Source organism: Mesorhizobium sp. J428 (genome assembly GCF_024699925.1).
Classification (GTDB): Bacteria; Pseudomonadota; Alphaproteobacteria; order Rhizobiales; family Rhizobiaceae; genus Mesorhizobium_A.
Genome location: NZ_JAJOMX010000001.1, coordinates 2,664,132 through 2,688,140, shown reverse-complemented (window position 1 = coordinate 2,688,140; position 24,009 = coordinate 2,664,132). Strand labels below are relative to the sequence as shown.

Here is a 24,009-nt window from a genome sequence, read left to right as displayed (position 1 = left end):
TTTTCGTCTCTGACGCTCACCGAGGAGGTGGCCTTGGCCACGGCAGCATTGACCACGCTCGACCCCACATCGCGCGCCGCCTCCCGCGGCATGAGCGACCTTGCGATCCGCAATCTCTTCATCATTCCGACGATCGTCTTCCTGATCGTCTTCAACATCTTCCCGCTGCTCTATTCGCTCGGCTACTCGTTCACCGATTTCCGCGCGTCGGGCAGCGCCGCGGCCAACTTCGTCGGCTTGCAGAACTACCGCGAGCTGCTCAACGACCCGTACATCTGGGCGAACTTCTCGATCACGGCCAAATATGTGATCGTCTCGGTGGTGGGCCAGGTGATCGTCGGCTTCGGCACGGCGATGCTGCTCAACCGCGACATTCCTCTCAAGGGCCTGATCACGACGCTGCTGCTCCTGCCGATGATGCTGTCGATGGCGGTCGTCGGCCTGTTCTGGAAGCTGCTCTACGATCCGTCCTTCGGCATCATCAACTACGCGCTCGGGCTCGGCAATTTCGAATGGCTGGCCAATCCCGACATGGCGCTCTACGCGGTGGCGCTGACCGACATCTGGATGTGGTCGCCCTTCGTGATGCTCCTGTCGCTCGCCGGCCTCTCGGCGGTGCCGAAGCATCTCTACGAGGCGGCTGCGATCGACCGCGCCGGACCGATCTACACCTTCTTCCGCATCACGCTGCCGCTGGTCGCGCCGATCCTGATGATCGCGATCATCTTCCGCACGATGGAAGCGTTCAAGACCTTCGACCTGGCCTACATCCTGACCAGCCAGCCGACGACCGAAGTGATCTCGATCCGGCTCTACAAGATGGCCTTCCAGACCTGGGAAACGGGCCGCTCCTGCGCGCTCGCCTACATCATGCTCATCATGGTTCTGGCCATCACCAACATCTACGTCAAATACCTGAACAAGGTGAAGGAGCGCTGAGATGGCTGCTGTCCAGACCTCCACCGAAAAGGGCCTGAACCGGCTGGCGATCGTTGCGGTGCTCGTCGTGACGATGATCTTCCTGGCGCCGATCTACTGGATCGCCTCGACCGCCTTCAAGCCGCGCAACCTTGCCACGACGATCCCGCCGACCGTGATGTTCACGCCCGAGATCTCGCCCTTCGTCAAGCTGTTCACCAAGCGCTCGCAGCTGCGCGCGCCGCCCACCACCGAGGAATACGAAGCCGCGCCGTGGTGGGAGCGGCTGGTGTTCGACGGCGGCGAGAAGGTCGTGCGCTCCGGCCGGGGCGAAGTTCAGTGGTCCGGCTATCCGAGCCGGTTCATGAACTCGCTGATCATCGCCATCACCTCGACGGTGCTTGCGGTGGGGATGGGCACGCTCACCGCCTACGGCTTCTCCCGCTTCAAGGTGAAGGGCGAGGGCGACCTGCTGTTCTTCATCCTGTCGACGCGCATGCTGCCGCCGGTCGTCGTCGCGATCCCGATGTTCCTGATGTATCGGGCGGTTGGTCTCAACGACACCCATTGGGGTCTGATCATCCTCTACACCGCCTTCAACCTCTCCTTCTCGGTGTGGCTGATGAAAGGCTTCATCGACGAGATCCCGAAGGAATATGAGGAGGCAGCCCTCGTCGACGGCTACACGCGCATGGAGGCCTTCTTCAAGATCGTGCTGCCCGAGGCCGCCACCGGCATCGCCGCAACCGCCGTCTTCTGCTTCATCACGGCCTGGAACGAATATGCCTTCGCCCTGATCATGACCAACCGCCGCGCGCAGACCGCGCCGCCCTTCATCCCCAGCCAGGTCGGCTCTGGCCTGCCCGACTGGACCGTGATCGCGTCTGGCACCTTCCTGTTCCTGCTGCCGGTGGCGATCTTCACCTTCCTCCTGCGCAACCACCTGCTGCGCGGCATGAGCTTCGGGGCGATCCGCAAATGATCAAGTCGACGCAACTGCAACGTATCGCGGAAATCGTGATGGTGCTCGGCATCGTCTTCCTCTGCCAGCCCTGGGTGGAGTTCCTGCACCGCTACGGGCTGACCGTAATCATTGTCGGCCTGCTCACCTTCATGTTCACCGGCTGGTTCGGCAAGCCGGACAATGCCCAGGACGGCGTGTTCGACGTCTCGGATCATCACGAAGGCAAGTCATGACCCAGATCGAGCTTCGCGGCGTGCAGAAGTGGTTCGGCGACGTCCAGGTCGTCAAGGACATGAATCTCGCCATCGCCGACAACGAGTTCATCGTGCTTCTCGGCCAGTCCGGCTGCGGCAAGACGACGACGCTGCGCGCCATCGCCGGGCTGGAGACCATCGACGAGGGCGATATCCTCATCGACGGCAAGCCGGTGCAGCACATGAAGGCGTCGGACCGCGACATCGCGATGGTGTTCCAGTCCTTCTCGCTCTATCCGCACATGACGGTCTACGAGAACATCGCCTTCCCGCTCAGGGCCACCGGCATCGACAAGACGGGCATCGACCGTTCTGTGCGAGATCGCCAAGGTGCTGCGGATCACCGACCTGCTCGGCCGCAAGCCGTCGGCGCTGTCGGGCGGCGACATGCAGCGCGTGGCGATCGGGCGCGCGCTGGTGCGCCGGCCGAAGGCGATGCTGATGGACGAGCCGATCGGCGCGCTCGACGCCAAGCTGCGCGAGGAGATGCGGGCCGAGATCAAGCGTCTGCATCTCCAGCAGGGATCGACGACGATCTACGTCACCCACGATCAGGTCGAGGCCATGAGCCTCGCCGACCGCATCGTCATCATGCACGAGGGGGTGCTGCAGCAGATCGGCGCGCCCGAGGAGGTCTACGCCCACCCGGCCAACCTGTTCGTCGCCCAGTTCGTCGGCAGCCCGGTGATGAATGTCGCCCCGGTTACGGTGACGTCAAACGCCAAGGGGGCGACCGTGATGATGGGGGGAGAGGCGAACGGCTTCGCCTTCCCGAAGGAACTGGCGGGCAGGCTCAACGGACATGCGGACAAACCGGGCGCGCTGAAGCTTGGCATCCGGCCGGAGGGCGTGCTGGTCGAGCGGGAGGAGCGCCAGGGCTACCTGCCGGTCGAGGCACACATCATCGAGCCGCTCGGCGCTTACGACATCGTCGACCTGGCGGTGGGCTCGACCATGCTGCGGGCACGCACCCGCGCCGGCTTCGTGCCGAGGGCGGGCGAGAAGGTCTATGCCCGCATCGACCCGGCGCAGGCACACTTCTTCGACACGGACAGCGGCAAGAGCCTGGGGGTGAGGCTGTGAGCGCCTGCCGCCCCCTCCACCGCCTTCGGCGGTCCCGCTCCCCCGCTTCGCAGGGGAGGATCCAAGGCTGCGGCCGGCCGCGACGCAGATCCTCCCCCGTTTACGGGGGAGGGGAACCGCGAAGCGGTGGAGGGGGCGCAGGCGTAGACGCGACCGAAGGAACATTCTGATGGCCCATATCCGTCTCGACAACGTCACCAAGACCTTCGGCGCCCACACCGCGCTCAAGAACCTCAACCTCGAGATCGCCGACGGCGAGTTCTTCGTGCTGCTCGGCGAGACCGGCGCTGGCAAGACAACGACGCTGCGCATCATCGCCGGCCTCGAAAAGCCCACCGAGGGACGCGTTCTCATCGACGGCGTCGACGTGGCCGACTGGGGCGCGGCGGAGCGCGACGTGGCGCTGGTTCTGCAGCAATACTCGCTCTACCCGCGCTACACGGTGAAGCAGAACCTCGAATTCCCGCTGAAATCCAAGCTGCGGCGCGTGCCGGACAGCGAGATCGCCGAGCGGGTGGCCAAGGCGGCAAAGACGCTGCGGATCGAGCACCTGCTCCAGCGCAAGACCGACCGGCTGTCGGGCGGCGAGATGCAGCGCGTCTCGATCGGCCGCGCGATCGTGCGCAAGCCGCGCGTGTTCCTGATGGACGAGCCGCTGTCGGCGCTCGACGCCAAGCTGCGCGAGGCACTGCGCACCGAGCTCAAGAACATCCAGATGAATCTCGGCCAGACCTTCCTGTTCGTGACCCACGACCAGATCGAGGCGATGTCGATGGGCGACAAGATCGGCGTGCTGAACAACGGCGCGCTGGTGCAGGTGGGCACGCCGCAGGAGATCTACGCCAACCCGAAGAACACCTTCGTCGCCCGCTCGGTCGGCTCGCCGCCAATGAACCTGGTCAACGGCCGCCTCGTCGCGGGCCGCGCCGTGGTCGCGCCGGGGTTCGAACTGCCCGCGGGAGCCGCTGCCGCCGGCGCGGCGGACCGGCCGCTCACCTTCGGCATCCGCCCGGAGGACGTGCAGGTGGAACAGGGAGCGCCGGTGACGGCCAAGGTGCACGATGTCGAGAACCACGGCGTCGAGAAGATCCTGACGCTGCGCGTCGGCGACAACATGCTGCGCGCGACGGTTCCCGCCCGCACCAGCCTGTCGATCGAGGACGAGGTGCGGTTCGGCTGGAATCCGGACAAGCTGACGATCTTCGACCAGGCCAGCGGACTGAGCCTCAAGCACGCGAGCTGATCGAGCCTACTGCTCCGGGCCGGCCTCCGGCTCGGCAACCTCGGGCTTCGCTGTCTCTTCCTTCGCCGGCCGCGCACGGCGACGCGGCTCTGCCGCCTTCACCTGGACGATGCGCACGCGCTTCACGCGGCGCGGATCGGCGTCGAGCACGTGGAACTCGTATCCGGGCACGGCGCGGACGACCTCGCCACGCGCCGGGATGCGTCCGAGCGTCGAGAAGATCAGGCCGCCGATCGTGTCGACATAGTCGCCATGCTCGCCGGCGGTGAAGTCGCCGCCGACCTTCTCGGCGACCTCGTCGATCTCGGCCTTGGCATCTACCACGAAGACGCCGTCGCCGGTCTGGGTGATCAGCGGCTCGTCGTCATCGTCGTGCTCGTCCTCGATGTCGCCGACGACCATCTCGACAATGTCTTCCAGCGAAACGAGGCCATCGGTACCGCCATATTCGTCGATGACGAGGGCCATCTGGGTGCGGGTGGCCTGCATGCGCGCCATCAGGTCGGAGGCCAGCATCGAGGCCGGCACGAACAGCACCGATCGGGTCAGGCCGAGATCGCCGATCGGCCGCTTCAGGTCGACCTGGGCGAGGTCGAGCCCCGACGGATCGGCCTTGCGCGCGCCGCGACCCTTCTTCTGCCGCGCGGTGCGGGTGAGGTGGCCGACGACGTCGCGGATGTGGATCATGCCGCGCGGATCGTCCAGCGTCTCTGCATAGACCGGCATGCGCGAATGGCCGGATTCCTCGAAGAGCTCCATTACTTCGCCCAACGTCGTGCCGATCTCCACCGCCTCGATGTCGGTGCGCGGGATCATCACGTCCTCGACGCGGACCTCGCGCAGGCGCAGGATGTTGTTGAGCATCGCGCGCTCGGCGGGCGTGAAGGATGCGCCGTCGGGCGCCGCCTCTGACAGCGCGTCGGCAAGGTCCTCGCGCAGCGTGTTGCCGTTGCGGCCACGGAAGAAATGCAGAAGCCCGTCGAAGAGCGAGGTGCGCGGAGACGTCCGCGCGGGCGTATTTTGCGGGTCGCCCGAGGTGTCCGCCCCCGCCTGGTCGCGGGGCGAACCCGCTGGCGCAGAGCTATCCGAAGTGTCGTTCATCGTCATCGCTTCAATCAGGCTTCATCCGTTACCGCATAGGGGTCGGCGATGGCAAGCCTCGCAAGAATACGACGTTCCAGCGCTTCCATCTCTTCCGCCTCCTCGTCCGTCTCGTGGTCGTAGCCCAGAAGATGCAGCAGGCCGTGCACCACGAGATGGGTCAGATGGTGGTCGAAGGGCTTCGATTCCAGTGCCGATTCGGCGCGGACCGTCTCGGCGGCGAGCACGATGTCACCCAGCATCGGCGGCAGCGCATCGCCGGGCCGGACCGGAAAAGCAGGGAAAGACAGGACGTTGGTCGCCTTGTCCTTGCCGCGCCACTCGGCGTTGAGGGTGCGGATATGCGCGTCGTCGGTGAAAAGGATGCTGAGCTCGCTGCGGCTTCCTTTCGCGCCGAGTTCGGGCAGCGCGGCCGCTACGGCCCGATCGCCGAGCGCTGCGAGTTCGGCCTCGGCCGGCCACTCGCCGGCCTCTACCGAAAATTCGATCTCGACCACCGGGAGACCGGTGGCCGAAGATTTTGCGGAAGCGCGCGGCATGTTCGTCAGACGGCGCCCTTGTCGGCGCCGGCGCGGTCGTAGGCACGCACGATCTCGGCGACGAGCGGATGGCGCACCACGTCGGCATCGTTGAAGCGCACCGTGACGATGCCCGGCACGCCGTCGAGGATCTTCAACGCCTCGACGAGACCGGACTTGGTGTTGGCCGGCAGGTCGACCTGCGTCGGATCGCCCGTGACGATCATGCGCGCACCCTCGCCGAGGCGCGTCAGGAACATCTTCATCTGCATCGACGTCGTGTTCTGCGACTCGTCCAGGATGACGGCTGCGTGCGCCAGCGTGCGGCCGCGCATGAAGGCCAGCGGCGCGATCTCGATCACGCCGGCGGTGAGCGCCCGCTCCACCTTGTCCGACGGCATCATGTCGTAGAGCGCGTCGTAGAGGGGCCGCAGATAAGGGTCGACCTTCTCCTTCATGTCGCCGGGCAGGAATCCGAGCCGTTCGCCCGCCTCGACCGCGGGGCGCGACAGGATGATCCGCTCCACCATGCCGCGTTCGAGCAGCATGGCCGCGTGCGCCACCGCGAGATAGGTCTTGCCGGTGCCGGCCGGGCCGATGCCGAAGACAAGCTCCGAGCGCTCAAGCGCGCGCATATAGGCGTCCTGGTTGGGCGTGCGGGCGTAGATGGTGCGCTTGCGGGTCGAGATCTGCGCGGCGGCGAGCCGGCCCTTGCGCTCCAGCGTCGGAAGCGTCAGCTGGTCGTCGGCCGCGACCGCCATCCGGATCGCACCCTCGACGTCCGACGGGGCTATCTCCGAGCCCTTCTGCGCGCGCTCATAGAGATAGTCGAGCGCGCGGCGCGCCTGCTCGGCGGCCACGGTGGAGCCGCGCACCGAGAGCTGGTTGCCCTTGGAGCGCAGGTCGACGCCGAGCTTCTGCTCAATCAGGGCCAGATTCTGGTCGAACTGGCCGTAGATCGCGCTGGCGTGCTTGTTGTTGTCGAAAGTCAGGACGATGTGCGCCATGTCGGACGCCCCCGCGGGGGTAGTCTTCAGTTCAGCAGCGGCGTTCAAACATCTCTCCTTGTTGGGCGCCGGCCGCCGTCAGAGCGGCTCGGCATAAAGGGTAATCCCCGTCCCTGTGATTCGCACTGTGACAATGTCACCGATTCCGCCGGCCTTTTCATCAACAATCACCGGCTGGAGCCAGGGAGAACGACCGACGACCTGACCCGGTTCCTTGCCCTGCCGTTCGATGAGGATCTCGACCGGCTTGCCCTTCAGCGCGCCGACGAAATCGGCCTGGTGCTCGTTGAGCAAGGCCTGCAGCGCCTGGAGCCGCGCATCCTTGACCGCTTCCGGCACCTGGTCCGCCATGCCGGCGCCCGGCGTGCCGGCGCGCGGGGAATATTTGAACGAATAGGCCGCGACGTAGCGGACCTTGCGCACCAGATCGAGGGTCGCCTCGAAATCCTCGTCGGTCTCGCCCGGGAAGCCGACGATGAAGTCGCCCGACAGCGCGATGTCCGGCCGTGCCGCGCGGATCCGCTCGACCAGGGCCAGATAGTCGTCCGCCGTATGCCTGCGGTTCATCGCCTTCAGGATGCGGTCGGAGCCCGCCTGCACCGGCAGTTGCAGATAGGGCATCAGACTTGGCAGGTCGCGGTGGGCGGCTATGAGGCCCTCGTCCATGTCGCGCGGATGGCTGGTCGTATAGCGCAGGCGCGCGAGGCCGGGGATGTCCGCCAGCCGGCGCAGCAGCTCGCCGAGCCCCCAGGCGCGGCCGTCCGCCCCCTCGCCGTGCCAGGCGTTGACGTTCTGGCCGAGCAGCGTGACCTCGCGCACGCCCGACGCAGCAAGCCGCTCGGCCTCGGCGACGATCTGACCGACGGGGCGGGACACTTCGGCGCCGCGCGTATAGGGCACGACGCAGAAGGTGCAGAACTTGTCGCAGCCTTCCTGCACGGTGAGGAAGGCCGTCACGCCGCGGCTGCGGGTGGCCGCCGGCTTCGGCGCAGGCAGGTGGTCGAACTTGTCCTCGACCGCGTAGTCCGTCTCGACCACCTTCTCGCCCGCGCGGGCGCGGCGCACCGCGTCCGGCAGCCGGTGATAGGTCTGCGGCCCGATGACGAGGTCGACCAGCGGTGCGCGGCGGATGATCTCCGCGCCCTCCGCCTGGGCGACGCAGCCGGCGACGGCAATCGTCGTCTGCTGCCCCGCCGCCTTGCGCTGCGCCTTGATCTCCCGCAGCCGCCCGACGTCGGAATAGACCTTTTCCGCCGCTTTCTCGCGGATATGGCAGGTGTTGAGCAGGATCAGGTCCGCGTCGTCAGGGTTCTCGGTCGCGCTGTAGCCGTCGGCGGCAAGCGCATCGGCCATGCGCTGGCTGTCATAGACATTCATCTGGCAGCCGAACGTCTTGACGAAATAGCGCTTCGGGGCAGTCCCCGCCGCCACATCGCCCGCGCCGCGCGCTTCGAGGGTCATCATCTCTTCGTTCATGGGCGGGCTCATAACGCTTTTTGACGCCGAGCGACAGATGCCCTGGCGGGCAGGGCGCCGGATCAGCGTTTGCGGCTCGCCGGGTCTGGATTGGACAGCGCCGCCGACATCATGCGCCGCACCTCGTTTTCCGCAGCCGCCGCGACCTCCTTGCGGCGGCTGTCGGACGTGAACTCCAGCGGCGCGCCGAAATGCACTTCGACGTCCATCGCCCCCTCCCGCAGCAGGGCGCCGATATGCGGCGCTAGAACGCTGTCGCCGATCCAGGCGGCATGGATGCGATGTTGGCGACCCATGGGCATGCCGTGGAGCCGGGTGTAGGCGATGGCGACCGGCTGGATAAAGACGCGCTCGCCGCCATCATTCGACAGCGCCACCTTGGCAGCGCCGAACAGGGTCGACTTGAAAGGCAGGATCTGATTGCCGTCCCCTGTGGTGCCTTCGGCGAACAGCACCATCGGGTCGCCCTTGGCGATGCGCGAGCCGATCTCGTCCGCCTGGGCGCCCGACTTGCGACGCTGCTCGCGCTCGACGAAGACGCTGCGCTGGCATCTCGCCAGCAGCCCGAACACCGGCCATGTCGCCATCTCCGACTTGGCGATGAAATGCACGTCGGCGATCGAGCTGAGCACGACAATGTCGCTCCAGGACACGTGGTTCGCCGCGATCAGCAGCGGACGCTCGCGGGCGAGGCCGCCGTGGACATGGACGCGGATGCCGAGCAGCCTCAGCACGATGCGGTGCCACAGGCGCGGTGCCGGCTTCTCGTTCCAGCCGAAGCGCATGGCGAGTATCTGCCAGAGAATCAGCGGCGGAGTGACGACGACCGCGACAGCGAGGCCGAACACGAGGCGGAACCAGCCGATCATGCCCGAGTGCCCTCCACCTCGCCCGGGCCGCGCTAGCGGAGATCGCGGCGCATGACAAGCGCGCCGGTGGCCGGGGCGCCTGCATGCTCGTAATAGTTCCGGCGCCTGCCGACCTCGCGGAAGCCGAGGCGGCGGTAGAGCGCCAGCGCCGGCGCGTTGGTCTCGTCCACTTCGAGAAGGAGATGCGAGGCGCGGTCGGCGTGGAGCTGGCGCAGCACCGCCTCCATCAGCTCACGGCCTAGGCCCTCGCGGCGGTGCGCACGCGCAACCGCGACGGTCAGGATCTCGGCTTCGTCGGCGGCGCGCCGCGCCAGCACGAAGCCGGCAGGGTCCGCCTTGCGGCCGACCTCGCGCACGATAAAGCCGAACACTGTCGCCTGGTCGATCAGGTCGGCGAACTCGCCAGGAGACCAGGGGCGGGTGAAATCCTCCTTGTGCAGCTTCGCCACCGACGGCGCATCGTCGCGCAGCAGGCGTTCGACCATGTATTCGCGGCGGCGGGAGACGAAGGGCAGGCGCATCAGGTCGCCCTCCGCGGCAACGCGAAGCCGTCCTGCGGACGCGCATCGGGCCCGCGCAGATAGAGCGGCTTCGGCGGCGAATTGAAGGTCCGGCCGGCGGCGGCAAGGCGGGCATAGACGGCGATATCGGCGGTCGCCGCGCCGCCCGCAAGCTCATATCGCGCCGGGTCAGCGCCGGCCGCGATGACCGCCGCGCCGGAGCCGGCGAGGACGGGACGCTCGCCGTCGAGCAGGGCTGAGGCTTGATCCACCGGGACGATGCTCGGGCCATGCGTGATCGAGCCGTCCGCCGCATGGTCCTCGACATAGATTTCGTCCCGCTTGGCGTCGATCGATGCGACGATGCGGCAACCCGGGAAAGTGTCGCGCGCTTCCTCGGCGATGGCCGAGAGCGTGGTGATGCCATGGGCCGGCACCCTCAGCCCCAGCGCCAGCCCGCGCGCGGCGGCGACGCCGACCCGGATGCCCGTGAACGAGCCAGGACCGATCGAGACGGCGACGGCGCCGAGATCCGCATGGATCTTCCCGGCAGCTGCGAGTGCCTCCGCGATCACATCCATCAGCCGCTCGGCATGGCCCTTGCCGATATCCTCGACCGCGCGGCCGAGCTCGCGACCCGCCGCGGCGTCGAAGACGCAGGCGGCGCAGAGGGACGAGGCGGTGTCGATGGCGAGGAGGATCATGATTGCCACATGTTGCAGGCAACGCGCCCTGTGGCGCCCCCCTCTGTCCTGCCGGACATCTCCCCCACAAGGGGGAGATTGGCAATTCCGCCGCCACTGCCTCTCCCGCAACGCCGAAAATTGGCGAAGGTCGCCGCGACAGCCAATCTCCCCCCTTGTGGGGGAGATGTCCGGCAGGACAGAGGGGGGCGCGAAGGAACGCCATCATAGCTCTTGGTTCGAGAAGCATCCCCTCTCGAACTCTACTCCGACGACATTGTCCAGCCGTTAAGCCGACTTCTGCCGCGCCTTCAGCTCCAGCCGCCGCGCATGCAGCACCGGCTCGGTATAGCCGTTTGGCTGGGCAAGGCCCTTGAAGACCAGGTCGCTGGCGGCCTGGAAGGCGATGGAGCCCGCGAAATCCGGCGCCATCGGCCGGTAGAGCGGGTCGCCGGCGTTCTGGCGATCGACCACGCCGGCCATGCGCTTCATCGTCTCGGTCACCTGGTCCTCGGTAAGACCTTGTGATGCAGCCAGTTGGCGATGTGCTGCGAGGAGATACGCAGCGTCGCGCGGTCCTCCATCAGGCCGACGTCGTTGATATCAGGCACCTTTGAGCAGCCGACGCCCTGGTCGATCCAGCGCACGACATAGCCGAGGATGCCCTGGGCATTGTTGTCGAGCTCGCGCTGGATCTCCTCGGGCGTCCAGTTGGGGCGGATCGCCACCGGCACGGAGAGGATGTCGTCCAGCTTGGCGCGCGGGCGGCTCTTCAGCTTCTCCTGCACCGCCTTGACGTCGACCTTGTGGTAGTGCGTCGCATGCAGCGTCGCCGCGGTCGGCGACGGCACCCAGGCGGTGTTGGCGCCGGCCTTCGGATGCGCGATCTTCTGCTCCAGCATCGCCGCCATCATGTCCGGCATCGCCCACATGCCCTTGCCGATCTGCGCCCGGCCCTGCAGGCCGCAGGCCAGCCCGATGTCGACGTTCCAGTTCTCGTAGGCCTGGATCCAGGGGGCGGCCTTCATGTCGCCCTTGCGGATCATCGGGCCGGCTTCCATCGAGGTGTGCATCTCGTCGCCGGTGCGGTCGAGGAAGCCGGTGTTGATGAACACCACCCGCTCCTTCGCGGCGCGGATCGCCTCCTTGAGGTTCACCGTGGTGCGGCGCTCCTCGTCCATGATGCCCATCTTGATCGTGTTGCGGGCCATGCCCAGCGCATCCTCGACGCGGGCGAAGATCTCGGAGGCGAAGGCGACCTCGTCGGGGCCGTGCATCTTGGGCTTCACGACGTACATGGAGCCCGCGCGGGAATTCTTCCGGCGCCCATTGGGACCGATGTCATGCAGTGCGATCGCGGCGGTGACGAAGGCATCCATGATGCCTTCCGGCACTTCCGAGCCGTCCTTCAGCAGGATCGCCGGATTGGTCATCAGGTGCCCGACATTGCGCACCAGCATCAGCGAGCGGCACTTGAGCTCGAACGCGGTGCCGTCCGGCGCGATATAGTCGAGATCGGGATTGAGCTTGCGGGTGAAGGTCTTGCCGCTCTTGGCCACCTCTTCGGTGAGATCGCCCTTCATTAGGCCGAGCCAGTTGCGGTAGACGACCACCTTGTCCTCGGCGTCGACGGCGGCGACCGAATCCTCGCAGTCCATGATCGTGGTTATGGCCGATTCCAGCCAGACATCGGAAATGTTGGCGGGATCGTCCTTGCCGATCGCCGAGGTGGCGTCGATCAGCACCTCGACCAGCAGGTTGTTCTTGCGCAGCAGGAACTGCGAGGGCGCCGACGGCGAGCCGAGATAGCCGGCCAGCTGGGCGCCGTCGACCAGCCCGGTCATGCGGCCGTCGGTGAGCGTCACGGCGAGGCGACCCATGGCCACGTCGAACGACTTGACGTCCGTCCAGGACGCACCGTCGAGCGGCGCGCTTTCGTCAAGGAAACCTCGCGCCCAGGCGATGACCTTGGCGCCGCGCACCGGATTGTAGCCCTTGCCCTTCTCCGCGCCGTCCGTCTCGGGGATCGCGTCGGTGCCGTAGAGCGCGTCGTAGAGCGAGCCCCAGCGGGCGTTGGCGGCGTTCAGCGCATAGCGCGCATTCATGACCGGCACGACGAGCTGCGGGCCGGCGATGGTCGCGATCTCGGGATCGACATTCGCCGTGGCGACCGAGAAATCCGCGCCTTCGGGCAGCAGGTAGCCGATGTCGGACAGGAAGGCCTTGTAGGCAGCGAGATCGGTCGGCGCGCCATTGTCGCGGTGCCAGGCGTCGATCTTGGCCTGCAGCTCGTCGCGGCGGGCAAGCAGAGCCCGGTTCTTCGGCGCGAGGTCGTGAACGATGGCTGAAAAGTCGGCCCAGAATTTCGCCGCATCGATACCGGTGCCGGGCAGCGCCTCGTTGGCTACGAAGTCATGCAGCTCACGCGCGATCTTCAATCCGTCGATGTCGATGCGGTCGGTCATGCACGTTCTCCCATTTTCGTCGCGCCCGCTTCAACACGCGGGCGCGAAGGGCGTCAAGCTGTCCAAACCGCCAAACACTCTTCAGGAAAGCAAATCACTCAGCGATCCGGGGCCTGCCCGCGGCCGTCGCGGTCAGGATCGCCTCGATGAAGGTGCGCTGGCCCTCGACGGTGGCGGTGCGGATGTCGCGCAGGAGCTCGACATTGGCGTCTGCCGCGCCCGCCTCCCGGGCGCGCTCCGCCGCCACAGCGCGTATCTCGGTTTCCGCCAGTTCCATCGCGGCCGCCTCGTTCGGGAAATCCCTGATCGTGTCGCCGGCGGCGACCCGGAACAGCCCTTCCTTCGGCTGGCTGATGCGCGCCTCGACCGAGACGCGCACCTGGCCGACCACGGCGCCGAGCGCATTGGCAACGTCGGTGTCCTCCGGCACAACGCAGTCGTTGCCGACCAGTGGCGGCAGGCCCGCATAGTGCAGCGGGGCGGAGGCGCCGAGGCCGATCACCGGCCGGTCGAGCGAGACGGCAAGCCGCGCAATGCCATGGTCGCCGTCGACGGCGCGCTGCACCAGCGCATGCGCCACGGTCGCAGCACCGTCGAGCCCGTCCTCGGCAAACGCCGTCTCCAGGATCACCTCGGCCGAGCGGCGGCTCAGCGCGTCGAGCACGCGGCGCGAGATCTCCTCGGGCGTCGCCGCGATCGGCTGGCCGCGGCCGTCGCGGCGGCGCGCGAACAGCTCCGCCGCCATCCGGCCCGTCGCCGTATTCCAGTTGCGCTGCAGTCCCAGCGTGTGGGCCGCGTCCGACGGCGTGAAGCCAGAGACATGGACAAGTCCGCGCGCGACGAGCCGGTTGAGCGTCGCCGCCTGCGCAGTGGACGCCAGAACCCGGTCGAGCGGCTGCGGCACGTCGGTCAGCGTGTCGTAGAGCTTCTGCTCGGGCGCGGTCAGGCCGGCCGCCAGCCGGTCCGGCACGCCGGTGCGAAGGGCGAAGCGGCCGTCCATGCGGCCGGGATTGGGCGCGCGCAGCTGACGTTCGAGATGCTCCCTCACAACCGCCTCGTGCCTCACGCCGGCCAGCGCCAGCGGCACCAGCCGCCGCGGGCCGAGCTGGATGCGCGGCGCAAGCCCGCCATCCTCCAGCGAGACCTCCGAATCGCCGCCGAGGCCGAAGGTGCGCATCGCCACCGCTTCCACCATTGTGCGGAAGCCGCCGACCGTGGCGCCTTCCGGGTCGAGGCGCGGCCGCCCGCGGTCGAGCACAGCGACGTCCGTGGTGGTGCCGCCGATGTCGGACACCATGGCATCGTCGAGCCCGGTCATGTGGCGCGCGCCGACGAGGCTCGCCGCGGGGCCGGACAGAATGGTCTCGATCGGCCTGGCGCGGGCGAACGCCGCGGACACCAGCGCGCCGTCACCGCGCACCACCATCAGCGGCGCGTCGATGCCGCGCTGCGCAAGAAAGCCTTCGGTCGCCGCCACCAGCCGGTCGATCATCGAGATCAGCCGGGCGTTGAGCAGCGTGGTGAGCGCTCGGCGCGGGCCGCCGAGCTTCGAGCTGAGTTCGTGGCTGGCCGTGACCGGCAGGCCGGTAGCCTTGCGGATCATGTCCCGCGCGGCGTTCTCGTGCGCGGGATTGCGCGTGGCGAAATAGGCGCAGACCGCGAAGCCCGAAACCGAGCCGCCGAGCGCCGGAAGCGCCTCCTCCAGCGCGGACAGGTCGAGCGGCTGGGCGTTACCGTGGACGTCGTGGCCGCCGGGGCAGAAGACGACCGGATCGGAGCCAAGTGCTGCCTTGAGCCCGTCGCGCTCGAGGTCCGCCGCCGAGAAGCCGACCATCACCAGTGCGACGCGACCGCCCTGCCCCTCCACCAGCGCGTTGGTCGCCAGCGTGGTCGACATGGAGACGAGCTTGATCGAGGGCGGCGCGACCGCCGCCTTGTCGAGCACCGCATCCACCGCGCCGGATATGCCCTCGGCGAGGTCGTGCCGGGTGGTCAGCGACTTCGCCTTGGCGACGACGCCGCGTTCCTCCGCCCAGAGCACGGCGTCGGTATAGGTGCCGCCGGTGTCGATGCCGAGGAAGATCGGCAAAGCGTTTCGGTCGGTCGTCATCGAGGCTCGCAAACTGAAAAGGGCGCGGATGTCTCCGCGCCCCTTACTTCATCTCGCGAAGCCACGAAAGCTCGGCCTACGGGACCAGATCGATTTCCTCGGTCTCGCCGCCGGTGCAGGTGTAGCAGCAGTTCTCGCAATCCTCGGAATTGTCCGGCCCCACGCCCCAGTAGGTCCCCTTGTCGCCCGAGATCCAGGCGCCGTAGCAGATCGTTTCGCCCTCCTCGCAGGAAAGCGGCATCGTCTTCGTCTCGCCGTCGTCGAGATAATAGACCTGGTTGTTACCGGGCCAGACATGATCGCGATCCTGGCTGTAGAGTTCGACCTCCAGCGCGTTGGGATGCGAATTCTTCATGACGAAAGTCACGTCGCTCGCCAGCGAGAAGGACGACGCCGCGAGCACGGCCGTCGTGGCGAATGCGGCAGCCGCCAGGCTGCGCATGAAAAGGCTGTTCATGGAAAAAGTCCCCGAAAGAAACGCGGCACCCCTCGCCGCGCGACGCCTACATTTGCACGCCGCACGCCCGCCGGGAAGCCGCCCGCAGCAGGCGCCGGCGGATTATTTTCCGCCGGCTTTCGTGCCGCAATAGGGGTTCTGGCGCAGGACCCGCGCGAGGTGGGCTGCGTTCGCGGCGGCCGTCTCCAGAGTTTGCTTCACAGGCTCCGGGGTGGTGTCGAGGTCGACATAGTCGGCATCGCCCATGGCCTCGCCGACCCAGTAGACGCCCGCATTGGCCGGGATCGTGAAACCAACGTCGTTCAGCGCCTGGAACATCGCCGCGTGGCAGTGATGCGCCCCGTCCTCGTTGCCGACCACGGCGACGATCGCGACCTTGCCGGCGGGCGGCATGCGGCCCGCCTCGTCGGTCTCGGACAGGAAGGCATCCATGCGCTCGACCACCCGCTTGGCGATGCTTGAGGGCTGGCCGAGCCAGATCGGCGCACCGAGGACAAAGATATCCGCCTCGAGCACGCGCTCGCGCAGCTTCGGCCATTCGTCGCCCTTGCCCTCATCGGACGAGACGCCAGGCCTGATGTCGTAATCAGCGGCGCGCTCGACGGAGCCGGTCACCCCGTAGGCCGCGAGCGTAGCGAACAGGTCTGCGATCATCCTGTCCGTGGAACTCTTCGCGGACGCGCCCGAAGCCTTCAGCGAGCAGTTGAGCGCGAACGCAGTGAGCGGCACATGATCATCGCTCGCCATTGCCTAGTGAGCCCGCTGCTCGGCATTGCGCTTGCGGGTTGCGGCGGCCTTCTTCGCGCTCGCCGACCGGTCCGCGGCCGAGCGCGAGGCAGCGGCCTTGCCGCCCTTCTCGCCGCCCTTGTGCGCGGCCGGGTTGCCGGTGTGCTTGCCGCGGCCGGACCCGGATTTCTTGCCGCCGCCGTCATCCTTGTTGACCGTGGCCCAGGCACGTCGCTCCGCTTCCTTCTCGGACACGCCTCTCTTCTCGTAGCCCTCGGCGATGTGATCCGCCTTGCGCTCCTGCTTGTCGGTATATTTGGACTTGTCACCTCTCGGCATCTTCGCCTCCGGTCTCGTCTTCGGGTGGGAATTTCGGCAGGGTCTCGCCCGCCGCGTCCGGCTCGTTCTCCGGATCGTCACGCGCCGGCAGATAGCCACGCGGTCGGTTCTCTGGCGGGCCTTCCCAACGGGGCTTCTGGTCGCTCGTGCCGGCAGGTCCGCTGTTTCGGTCGGTCATGATGGCCTCCTTCAGCTTGTGATGAAGGCTAATCCCATGTCGGCAAGGAAGTTCCGCCTGCGGGGTCGATTTGCGGAACAAACGCCCGCCGCACCGGTTGCGCTATTGATCGCCGCGGACAGCGGCCGAACGGAAGGAGGCCGGCAATGGAGTGGATCATGAACTGGTGGTGGGCCACCGTGCTCGGCCCGATCGTGCTCGGATGCGTCATCGCTTACGCCCTGCTCACCCGCAGACGGCTGAGCCCGAACGAGAAGGCCGCGCAGACCCGGCAGATCCACCGGGCCTATCGCCACGAACCGGAATGACGCCAGGGCGTCGAACGGTGCGATGTAAGAGGCCGAGAACGGCCGCTAGACGTCCAGGTTGGCGACACTCAGCGCGTTGTCCTGGATGAACTCGCGGCGCGGCTCGACATCGTCGCCCATCAGCCGGGCGAAGAGCGAGTCGGCGTCGTTGGCTTCCGTCACCTTCACCTGCAGCAGCGAGCGGACGTTCGGGTCGAGCGTCGTTTCCCAGAGCTGCTCGGCGTTCATCTCGCCCAGGCCCTTGTAGCGCTGCATGGTGAGGCCCTTGCGGCCCGCCGCGAACACGGCATCGAGCAGCGCCACCGGCCCGGTGATGGTCTCATTGACGTCCTTGCGGCGCAACACCGGCGGGGTGCCGTAGACCTCGCCGAGGCGCTGCGCGTAGCGGTCGAGCGCACGGGCGTCGGCCGAGTTGAGCAGCCCCATGTCGAGATGCGCATATTCGCGAACGCCGCGCACCATGCGCTCGAAGATGAAGCCGCCGGCGCCCTCGTTGGACGTGCTGGTGCGGCCTTCCCAGCCGCGCTCGGTGTCCTCGGCGATCAGGTCGAGGCGCGCGGCGATCTTGGCCGCCATCTCGAGCGCGCGGGCCGGGTCGCCCGCGATCTCGGCGTTCAGCCCGCCTGCGATCGCGGCCTGTTCGACCACGGCGCGGTTGTAGCGGGTATGCAGGCCGTTGATCAGGCCGCGCACGGCAAGCGCATCGCCGATTGCGGCGCGCAGGTCCTGCCCGGCCCGCACCTCGCCACCTCCGACCGTCAGGGTCGCCTCGTCCAGTCCGGACTCGATCAGGAACTCCTCATAGGCTGTCTCGTCCTTGAGGTATTGCGAGCTCTTGCCGCGCGAGACTTTGTAGAGCGGCGGCTGGGCGATGTAGAGATGGCCGCGCTCGATCAGTTCCGGCATCTGGCGGAAGAAGAAGGTCAAGAGCAGCGTGCGGATGTGGGCGCCGTCGACGTCGGCGTCCGTCATGATGATGATCTTGTGGTAGCGCAGCTTGTCGGCGTTGAACTCGTCCTTGCCGATGCCGGTGCCGAGCGCGGTGATCAGCGTGCCGATCATGTCCGACGACAGCATGCGGTCGAAACGGGCGCGCTCGACATTCAGGATCTTGCCGCGCAGCGGCAGGATCGCCTGGTTCTGGCGCGAGCGCCCGCCCTTGGCCGAACCACCTGCCGAGGTCACCCTCGACGATGAAGATTTCGGACTTGGCCGGATCGCGTTCCTGGCAGTCGGCGAGCTTGCCGGGCAGCGAGGTGATGTCCAGCACGCCCTTGCGGCGGGTGAGTTCGCGCGCCTTGCGCGCCGCCTCGCGGGCGGCGGCGGCCTCGACGACCTTGGCGACCAGAACCTTGGCCTCCGCGGGATGCTCCTCGAACCAGGTGCCAAGCGCCTCGTTGACGAGGCCCTCGACCACCGGGCGCACCTCGGAGGAGACCAATTTGTCCTTGGTCTGCGAGGAGAACTTGGGATCGGGCACCTTGACCGACAGCACGGCCGTCAGGCCCTCGCGGCAGTCGTCGCCGGTGAGCGAGACCTTCTCCTTCTTGGAGATGCCGGACGTGTCGGCATAGCCGGTCACCTGGCGCGTCAGCGCGCCGCGGAAGCCGGCGAGATGGGTGCCGCCGTCGCGCTGCGGGATGTTGTTGGTGAAGGCGAGCACGTTCTCGTGGTACGAGTCGTTCCACCACATCGCGACCTCGACCGTGATGCCGTCGCGCTCGGCGCGGATGGCGATCGGTGCGCCGATCAGCGGCTTCTTGGCCCGGTCGAGATATTTCACGAACTCCTCGAGCCCGCCCTCGTAGTGCAGTTCCTGAACCTTCACGTCGGCATGGCGCGCATCGGTCAGCACGATGCGCACGCCTGAATTGAGGAAGGCGAGCTCGCGCAGCCGGTGTTCCAGCGTGTTGTAGTCGAACTCGACCATGGTGAAGGTCTCGCTCGACGGCATGAACGTCACCTCGGTGCCGCTGCGGCCCTCGTTCGTGCCGGACACCTTGCGCGCCTCATAGCTGCCCGTCACGGCCAGCGGTCCGTCGGCGTTGCCGTGGGTGAAGCTCATCTCGTGGACCTTGCCGTCGCGGCGGATCTTGAGCTTCAGCCAGATCGAGAGCGCGTTGACGACGGACACGCCGACGCCGTGCAGGCCGCCCGAGACCTTGTAGGAATTCTGGTCGAACTTTCCGCCGGCGTGGAGCTGCGTCATGATGACTTCCGCCGCCGACACGCCTTCCGAAGAGTGGATGTCGGTGGGGATGCCGCGGCCGTTGTCGGTGACGGTGCAGGAACCGTCCGGGTTGAGCGTCACGGTCACCAGGTCGGCATGGCCGGCCAGCGCCTCGTCGATCGCGTTGTCGACGACCTCATAGACCATGTGGTGCAGGCCCGAGCCGTCGTCGGTGTCGCCGATATACATGCCGGGACGCTTGCGGACGGCGTCCAGCCCCTTGAGAACCTTGATGGAATCGGCGCCGTACTCGGCCGGTTCGTTTCCGGGCGCGGCAGCAGCCGGATTCTCGGTGTTATCGCTCATGCAGTGCTTTTTCTCCAGCGCGCCGGACAGGCGCTCGGATCACGCCGAATCAGGCGTCAAACCCTGCCTAGATATAGGCGCTTGATGGGGTCTTTCCAAGTTTGCAGGCCCCGATAGGGCGGCTGAAAGCCGAGCTATCCCCGCTAAATCCCGTCGGGGATGGCCTTGGCAGGCCGGCGGGGCGGAACCGGGAGCCGCTCTCCGCGTTTGGACACCCGGCAACTTCCGTTCCGGCATCGTGACAAAGACAAAACTGCATCTATAGATATTCAAAACCCGCCCGTTCTTTCCCGAGATCTCTCTACGATGCCCAATACGATATTTCCGGCCGCCGGCGGCGTTTCCCCCAAGGGCGCCGGCTCCGGCGAGATGCTCGGTCTGATCAACAGCTTCGACTGGGAAGGAACGGCTGTAGGCCCGATACGGGACTGGCCCGAGTGTCTCCGCGCCGCGGTCAGGATCATGCTGTCCTCGCCGGTTCCCATGGTCATGCTGATGGGTGAGACCGGCGTTCTGGTCTACAATGACGGCTATGCCGTGTTTGCCGGCCGGCGGCATCCGGAAATATTGGGCAAGGACGTTGCGCTCGCCTGGCCCGAGATCGCTGAATTCAATCTTGAGATCCTGAAACGGGTCCTTTCCGGCGAGACCGTCTCCTTTACCGATCAGAAAATGACCCTGGATCGAACCGGCGTCTTCGAAGATCTATGGCTTGATCTGAACTACAGCCCAGTGCTCGACGAACGCGGCGTGCCGATCGCAGAACTGGTGATCGTCAGCGAGATGACGAAACGCGTGCTGGCGGAGCGGGCGCTGGCGCGGAGCGAGGAGCGTCTGTCGCTGGCGTTGGATGCATCGGGCATCGTCGGCGTGTTCGACTGGGACCTGATCGCCGACCGCGTCACTGCCGACGAGCGTTTCGGCGCGATGTTCGGGATCGATGCGACGGTTGCGCAAAGCGGCGCCCCGATCGAAGTCTACCTTGACAGCGTTCATGTCGGCGACCGTCAGCTGCTGACGGAGGCGATCAACTATTCCATCGCCGAACGAGCCCCTTTCCGGGCCGAGTATCGGCTGAACGGTGGATCCCAGGAGGAACGCTGGGTGCTCGCGACAGGTCGGGTGATCGTCGATTCAGACGGCACACCCACGCGGCTTGCAGGTGTCGCGGTCGACATCACCGCTCAGAAGATGGTGGCCGAGCAACTGGCCCAGAGCGAGGCGAAGTTCCGTGCGATCGCCGACTCGATGCCGCAGATGGTGTGGTCTACGCTGCCGGACGGATACCACGACTACTACAATGCCCGCTGGTACGAATATACCGGCATGCCGGACGGCTCGACGGACGGCGAAGGCTGGAACGGGATGTTCCACCCCGACGACCAGGAACGCGCCTGGGCGGCATGGCGGCATTCGCTTGCGACCGGCGAGCCGTATCAGATCGAGTATCGCCTGAGGCACCACAGCGGCGAATACCGGTGGACGCTTGGCAGGGCGATGCCCATCCGCGACAATGACGGGCGGATCGTCCGATGGTTCGGCACCTGCACGGACATCCATGAGACCAAGCTGGCGGCTGAAGAGCGCGAGATCGTCGCGCAGGAACTCAGCCACCGGATCAAGAACATCTTCTCGGTGTTGAGTGGAATCGTCTCGCTTTCGGCACGCACCTATCCAGAGCTGGCGCCGCTGGCCAGCACACTGCGGGCACGCATCTCGGCGCTCGGCGTGGCGCATGATTTCGTGCGCCCTCATTCGATCGCCTCCCGGCCTGCGGGGATCGAGATGACCGTGAAGGGGCTCATCACGACATTGCTGAAGCCATATCGCGACGAAGGAGATGACCGGCTGTCCATCTCCGGAGACGACGCGCATATCGACGAGCGCTCCGCCACTCCGATTTCGCTGTTGCTGCACGAGCTTGCCACCAACGCCGCAAAATACGGCGCACTCGCGCAGAAAGGCGGACGGGTCATCGTCAACCTCGAGACCGACTCCGACAACCTTTACATCGACTGGAAGGAAAGCGGATCGACCACGACGGCTCCGCCTCAACAGGAGGGCTTTGGCACCCGCCTGATGTCCTTGTCGGTGGAAGGTCAGCTATCGGGCCGACTGGAGCGGGTGTGGGAAGAGGACGGCCTGCGCGTGCGTGCCACCATACCGGCCCGGGCGCTCCGCCGCTCCGCGTAGGGAGCGCAGGTCAGCCCGCGAGCCTGCTGGGCTCCGCATCAAAGAGCTTCATGCTCGCCGGCGGCTTTGCCTCTTGGCGCTGCCGGTGCGCAATCGCAAAACTCACTGCCTGGCGCATCTCATCGTCATTGACGGGCTTTGGAATCACACCGAGCGTCCCCGGGATTCCGTCGCCGAGCTGCGCCGGATTCGCGGTGACGAACAGCACCGTCACCCCATGCCTCTCGGCAAGCATGCGTCCGATCGCCGGACCGGTCGGCCCGTCGCGCAGATTGAGGTCGACCAACGCAACTTCGGCTTCACCCGCAAGTTCCTCGGCCTTGCGGCTGTCGGCCGCAATGCCGATCGGCCGATGGCCCATCTGAGAAACCACGTGTTCTATCTCGATAGCGACGAAGATCTCGTCTTCAACCACAAGTATCCTGCACGACATTCCAGACTTCCGCTTGCGAACCTCTTTTGCCCTTCTCCGGGATACTCAAACTTCCGATGACAGATAAAGTTGCACTCACACCCTTTTATCACGCCGAACCGCACGCTGGAACGCAATTAAGTCGACTTTTCCAGGGTTTCTGTCGCGTGACGACTATGTGCCACACGACCAGGCGTCGAGTGAAGTTGGCGGCATGTCGCACATCACCTATCTAGAGGACGAAACGGATCGAAAGCGATGGACGCAACGCCCGCCCCCTTCGTGCCGCCCGCGCCGAAACCGCGGACCTCGCCGCCGTCGACGCTGGAAATGATGCGGATCGTCTACCGCAACCCGCTCGAACTGTGGGGCGAGCCGTCCTATAACCAGCCTTGGATCTCGGTCTCGGGCTTCGGCGGGCCACTGGTCGTCGCCAACGACCCCGGGCTGATCCGGCATATCCTCGTCGACAACGTCAAGAACTATCGCATGTCGACCGTACGGCAGAAGGTGCTGCGGCCGATCCTGCGCGATGGCCTGCTGACCGCCGAGGGCGACACCTGGAAGCGCTCGCGCAAGGCGATGGCGCCGGTGTTCACGCCGCGCCACATCTTCGGCTTCGCGCAGCCGATGCTGAAGCGCGCCCAAGACTTCGCCGACCGCTACGTGTCGGGCACGACGGTCGACCTGGCGCGCGACATGACGACGCTGACCTACGACATCTTGGCCGAGACGCTGTTTTCCGGCGAGATCGCAGCGCCTCCCGGCACGTTCGAAGCCCAGATCGACCGCCTGTTCGAAACGATGGGCCGCGTCGACCCGCTCGACCTGCTCAGGGCGCCGGACTGGCTGCCGCGCATCACGCGCCTCCGCGGACGCAAGACGATGGCGTATTTTCGCGGCATCGTGGCCGACACGATCGCCCTGCGCGAGGAGCACCTGGCAAAGGATCCCGGTAGCGCGCCGCAGGACTTCCTGACCCTGCTGCTGAGGGCGGAAGGGCCGGACGGGCTGACGCGCGGCGAGGTGGAAGACAACATCATCACCTTCATCGGCGCCGGCCACGAGACCACCGCCCGCGCGCTCGGCTGGACGGTCTACTGCCTGGCGGAATCGCCATGGGAGCGGGAGAAGATCGAGGAAGAGATCGCGTCCGTCCTCGCCCGCGAGCCGGATCCGGTGAAATGGCTCGACGCCATGCCGCTGACACGGGCGGCTTTCGAGGAAGCGATGCGGCTCTATCCGCCCGCGCCGTCGATCAACCGCGAGCCGGTGGAAGAAGACCGCTATGGCGACCTGATCCTGCGCAAGGGCGCGACCGTGCTCGTCATGCCCTGGACGGTGCACCGTCACCGCAAGCTCTGGGACAAGCCCGACGCCTTCATGCCGTCGCGCTTCCACCCCGGCCGGCGCGACGCGATCGACCGCTATCAATACCTCCCCTTCGGCGCCGGCCCGCGCATCTGCATCGGCGCCAGCTTTGCCATGCAGGAAGCCGTCATCGCGCTCGCCGTTCTCCTCTCGCGCTTCCGCTTCGACACGGTGGCGGAGACGAGGCCGTGGCCGGTGCAGAAGCTGACCACACAGCCCGAAGGCGGCCTGCCGATGAAGGTGACAGCGCGCGCATAGCTAGGCGGTTTGATTTCTTTGGAAAGAAGAGCTATATTTT

Annotated in this window: 19 protein-coding genes and 4 pseudogenes; 8 read left to right on the top strand and 15 right to left on the bottom strand. The window is 66.6% G+C overall.

The annotated features are described in order from the left end of the window. The first annotated feature begins 33 nt into the window (after positions 1-33). From LRS09_RS13560 to LRS09_RS13540, 5 genes and pseudogenes are all read left to right on the top strand, one after another. The gene (locus LRS09_RS13560) at positions 34-939 is read left to right on the top strand and encodes a carbohydrate ABC transporter permease (RefSeq protein WP_257807289.1); all 906 of its coding nucleotides are present in this window, start codon (positions 34-36) and stop codon (positions 937-939) included. A 1-nt stretch (position 940) separates the two neighbouring features. Further along, entirely contained in the window at positions 941-1,900 is a 960-nt protein-coding gene (locus tag LRS09_RS13555) for a carbohydrate ABC transporter permease (protein ID WP_257807288.1), read from the top strand. Further along, complete coding sequence (locus LRS09_RS13550) at positions 1,897-2,115, top strand: hypothetical protein (RefSeq protein ID WP_257807287.1); 219 nt, start codon at positions 1,897-1,899, stop codon at positions 2,113-2,115. Before LRS09_RS13555 ends, LRS09_RS13550 begins: the two co-directional genes overlap by 4 nt. Then, a pseudogene (locus LRS09_RS13545) lies at positions 2,112-3,219 on the top strand (ABC transporter ATP-binding protein). Before LRS09_RS13550 ends, LRS09_RS13545 begins: the two are co-directional and overlap by 4 nt. Before the next feature lie 169 nt (positions 3,220-3,388). Then, positions 3,389-4,462 (top strand): ABC transporter ATP-binding protein, encoded by a 1,074-nt coding sequence (locus LRS09_RS13540; protein WP_257807286.1) that lies wholly within the window; start codon positions 3,389-3,391, stop codon positions 4,460-4,462. Between the two features lie 6 nt (positions 4,463-4,468). On the opposite strand, the gene LRS09_RS13535 is transcribed toward LRS09_RS13540, so the two are convergent. The 13 genes and pseudogenes from LRS09_RS13535 to LRS09_RS13475 form a co-directional block, all read right to left on the bottom strand. Further along, complete coding sequence (locus LRS09_RS13535; RefSeq protein WP_257807285.1) at positions 4,469-5,563, bottom strand: hemolysin family protein; 1,095 nt, start codon at positions 5,561-5,563, stop codon at positions 4,469-4,471. A gap of 14 nt (positions 5,564-5,577) precedes the next feature. Next, positions 5,578-6,102 (bottom strand): rRNA maturation RNase YbeY, encoded by a 525-nt coding sequence (gene ybeY, locus LRS09_RS13530; RefSeq protein ID WP_257807284.1) that lies wholly within the window; start codon positions 6,100-6,102, stop codon positions 5,578-5,580. A 5-nt stretch (positions 6,103-6,107) separates the two neighbouring features. Continuing rightward, positions 6,108-7,088, bottom strand: a complete 981-nt coding sequence (locus LRS09_RS13525) for a PhoH family protein (RefSeq protein WP_257810188.1) — start codon at positions 7,086-7,088, stop codon at positions 6,108-6,110. Between the two features lie 78 nt (positions 7,089-7,166). Beyond that, positions 7,167-8,564, bottom strand: a complete 1,398-nt coding sequence (miaB, locus tag LRS09_RS13520) for a tRNA (N6-isopentenyl adenosine(37)-C2)-methylthiotransferase MiaB (protein WP_374684838.1) — start codon at positions 8,562-8,564, stop codon at positions 7,167-7,169. Between the two features lie 62 nt (positions 8,565-8,626). Further along, complete coding sequence (locus LRS09_RS13515; RefSeq protein ID WP_257807283.1) at positions 8,627-9,433, bottom strand: 1-acyl-sn-glycerol-3-phosphate acyltransferase; 807 nt, start codon at positions 9,431-9,433, stop codon at positions 8,627-8,629. Between the two features lie 32 nt (positions 9,434-9,465). Further along, entirely contained in the window at positions 9,466-9,954 is a 489-nt protein-coding gene (gene rimI, locus LRS09_RS13510) for a ribosomal protein S18-alanine N-acetyltransferase (RefSeq protein ID WP_257807282.1), read from the bottom strand. Next, complete coding sequence (gene tsaB, locus LRS09_RS13505; protein WP_257807281.1) at positions 9,954-10,637, bottom strand: tRNA (adenosine(37)-N6)-threonylcarbamoyltransferase complex dimerization subunit type 1 TsaB; 684 nt, start codon at positions 10,635-10,637, stop codon at positions 9,954-9,956. Before tsaB ends, rimI begins: the two co-directional genes overlap by 1 nt. A gap of 267 nt (positions 10,638-10,904) precedes the next feature. Further along, positions 10,905-13,081, bottom strand: a pseudogene (locus tag LRS09_RS13500) (malate synthase G). A 94-nt stretch (positions 13,082-13,175) separates the two neighbouring features. Continuing rightward, positions 13,176-15,191 (bottom strand): hydantoinase/oxoprolinase family protein, encoded by a 2,016-nt coding sequence (locus LRS09_RS13495; protein WP_257807280.1) that lies wholly within the window; start codon positions 15,189-15,191, stop codon positions 13,176-13,178. Between the two features lie 76 nt (positions 15,192-15,267). Beyond that, entirely contained in the window at positions 15,268-15,648 is a 381-nt protein-coding gene (locus LRS09_RS13490) for a hypothetical protein (RefSeq protein WP_257807279.1), read from the bottom strand. Between the two features lie 102 nt (positions 15,649-15,750). Then, positions 15,751-16,377 carry a flavodoxin family protein gene (locus LRS09_RS13485; RefSeq protein ID WP_257810186.1) on the bottom strand — a complete coding sequence of 209 codons (627 nt, stop codon included), beginning with the start codon at positions 16,375-16,377 and terminating at the stop codon, positions 15,751-15,753. A gap of 21 nt (positions 16,378-16,398) precedes the next feature. Beyond that, positions 16,399-16,713, bottom strand: coding sequence for a plasmid stabilization protein (locus tag LRS09_RS13480; RefSeq protein WP_257807278.1), 315 nt, complete (start codon positions 16,711-16,713; stop codon positions 16,399-16,401). Next, on the bottom strand, positions 16,700-16,891 hold the full coding sequence (locus tag LRS09_RS13475) for a hypothetical protein (RefSeq protein ID WP_257807277.1): 192 nt from the start codon (positions 16,889-16,891) through the stop codon (positions 16,700-16,702). The genes LRS09_RS13480 and LRS09_RS13475 overlap by 14 nt, the downstream gene beginning before the upstream one ends. Positions 16,892-17,037: 146 nt before the next feature. On the opposite strand from LRS09_RS13475, the gene LRS09_RS13470 reads away from it, so the two are divergent. Then, positions 17,038-17,199 carry a hypothetical protein gene (locus LRS09_RS13470; protein WP_257807276.1) on the top strand — a complete coding sequence of 54 codons (162 nt, stop codon included), beginning with the start codon at positions 17,038-17,040 and terminating at the stop codon, positions 17,197-17,199. 45 nt (positions 17,200-17,244) lie between these two features. On the opposite strand, the pseudogene gyrB reads toward LRS09_RS13470, so the two are convergent. Further along, positions 17,245-19,735 (bottom strand): annotated as a pseudogene (gyrB, locus tag LRS09_RS13465) (DNA topoisomerase (ATP-hydrolyzing) subunit B). A gap of 159 nt (positions 19,736-19,894) precedes the next feature. Between gyrB and LRS09_RS13460 the strand changes: the two are divergent. Beyond that, entirely contained in the window at positions 19,895-21,928 is a 2,034-nt protein-coding gene (locus tag LRS09_RS13460) for a PAS domain-containing protein (RefSeq protein WP_257807275.1), read from the top strand. 10 nt (positions 21,929-21,938) lie between these two features. Here LRS09_RS13460 and LRS09_RS13455 read toward each other — a convergent pair. Next, a pseudogene (locus tag LRS09_RS13455) lies at positions 21,939-22,364 on the bottom strand (response regulator); the annotation flags it as partial. A gap of 234 nt (positions 22,365-22,598) precedes the next feature. On the opposite strand from LRS09_RS13455, the gene LRS09_RS13450 reads away from it, so the two are divergent. Then, positions 22,599-23,969, top strand: a complete 1,371-nt coding sequence (locus tag LRS09_RS13450; RefSeq protein WP_257807274.1) for a cytochrome P450 — start codon at positions 22,599-22,601, stop codon at positions 23,967-23,969. The last annotated feature ends 40 nt before the right edge of the window (positions 23,970-24,009 follow it).

What these genes read in the sequence shown, in the direction of transcription:
- LRS09_RS13555 (WP_257807288.1), top strand. Translation starts at nt 941, where the DNA reads ATGGCTGCTGTCCAGACCTCCACCGAAAAGGGCCTGAACCGGCTGGCG.
- LRS09_RS13550 (WP_257807287.1), top strand. Translation starts at nt 1,897, where the DNA reads ATGATCAAGTCGACGCAACTGCAACGTATCGCGGAAATCGTGATGGTG.
- LRS09_RS13540 (WP_257807286.1), top strand. Translation starts at nt 3,389, where the DNA reads ATGGCCCATATCCGTCTCGACAACGTCACCAAGACCTTCGGCGCCCAC.
- LRS09_RS13535 (WP_257807285.1), bottom strand. Translation starts at nt 5,563, where the DNA reads ATGAACGACACTTCGGATAGCTCTGCGCCAGCGGGTTCGCCCCGCGAC.
- ybeY (WP_257807284.1), bottom strand. Translation starts at nt 6,102, where the DNA reads ATGCCGCGCGCTTCCGCAAAATCTTCGGCCACCGGTCTCCCGGTGGTC.
- LRS09_RS13525 (WP_257810188.1), bottom strand. Translation starts at nt 7,088, where the DNA reads ATGGCGCACATCGTCCTGACTTTCGACAACAACAAGCACGCCAGCGCG.
- miaB (WP_374684838.1), bottom strand. Translation starts at nt 8,564, where the DNA reads ATGAACGAAGAGATGATGACCCTCGAAGCGCGCGGCGCGGGCGATGTG.
- LRS09_RS13515 (WP_257807283.1), bottom strand. Translation starts at nt 9,433, where the DNA reads ATGATCGGCTGGTTCCGCCTCGTGTTCGGCCTCGCTGTCGCGGTCGTC.
- rimI (WP_257807282.1), bottom strand. Translation starts at nt 9,954, where the DNA reads ATGCGCCTGCCCTTCGTCTCCCGCCGCCGCGAATACATGGTCGAACGC.
- tsaB (WP_257807281.1), bottom strand. Translation starts at nt 10,637, where the DNA reads ATGATCCTCCTCGCCATCGACACCGCCTCGTCCCTCTGCGCCGCCTGC.
- LRS09_RS13495 (WP_257807280.1), bottom strand. Translation starts at nt 15,191, where the DNA reads ATGACGACCGACCGAAACGCTTTGCCGATCTTCCTCGGCATCGACACC.
- LRS09_RS13490 (WP_257807279.1), bottom strand. Translation starts at nt 15,648, where the DNA reads ATGAACAGCCTTTTCATGCGCAGCCTGGCGGCTGCCGCATTCGCCACG.
- LRS09_RS13480 (WP_257807278.1), bottom strand. Translation starts at nt 16,713, where the DNA reads ATGCCGAGAGGTGACAAGTCCAAATATACCGACAAGCAGGAGCGCAAG.
- LRS09_RS13475 (WP_257807277.1), bottom strand. Translation starts at nt 16,891, where the DNA reads ATGACCGACCGAAACAGCGGACCTGCCGGCACGAGCGACCAGAAGCCC.
- LRS09_RS13470 (WP_257807276.1), top strand. Translation starts at nt 17,038, where the DNA reads ATGGAGTGGATCATGAACTGGTGGTGGGCCACCGTGCTCGGCCCGATC.
- LRS09_RS13460 (WP_257807275.1), top strand. Translation starts at nt 19,895, where the DNA reads ATGGCCTTGGCAGGCCGGCGGGGCGGAACCGGGAGCCGCTCTCCGCGT.
- LRS09_RS13450 (WP_257807274.1), top strand. Translation starts at nt 22,599, where the DNA reads ATGGACGCAACGCCCGCCCCCTTCGTGCCGCCCGCGCCGAAACCGCGG.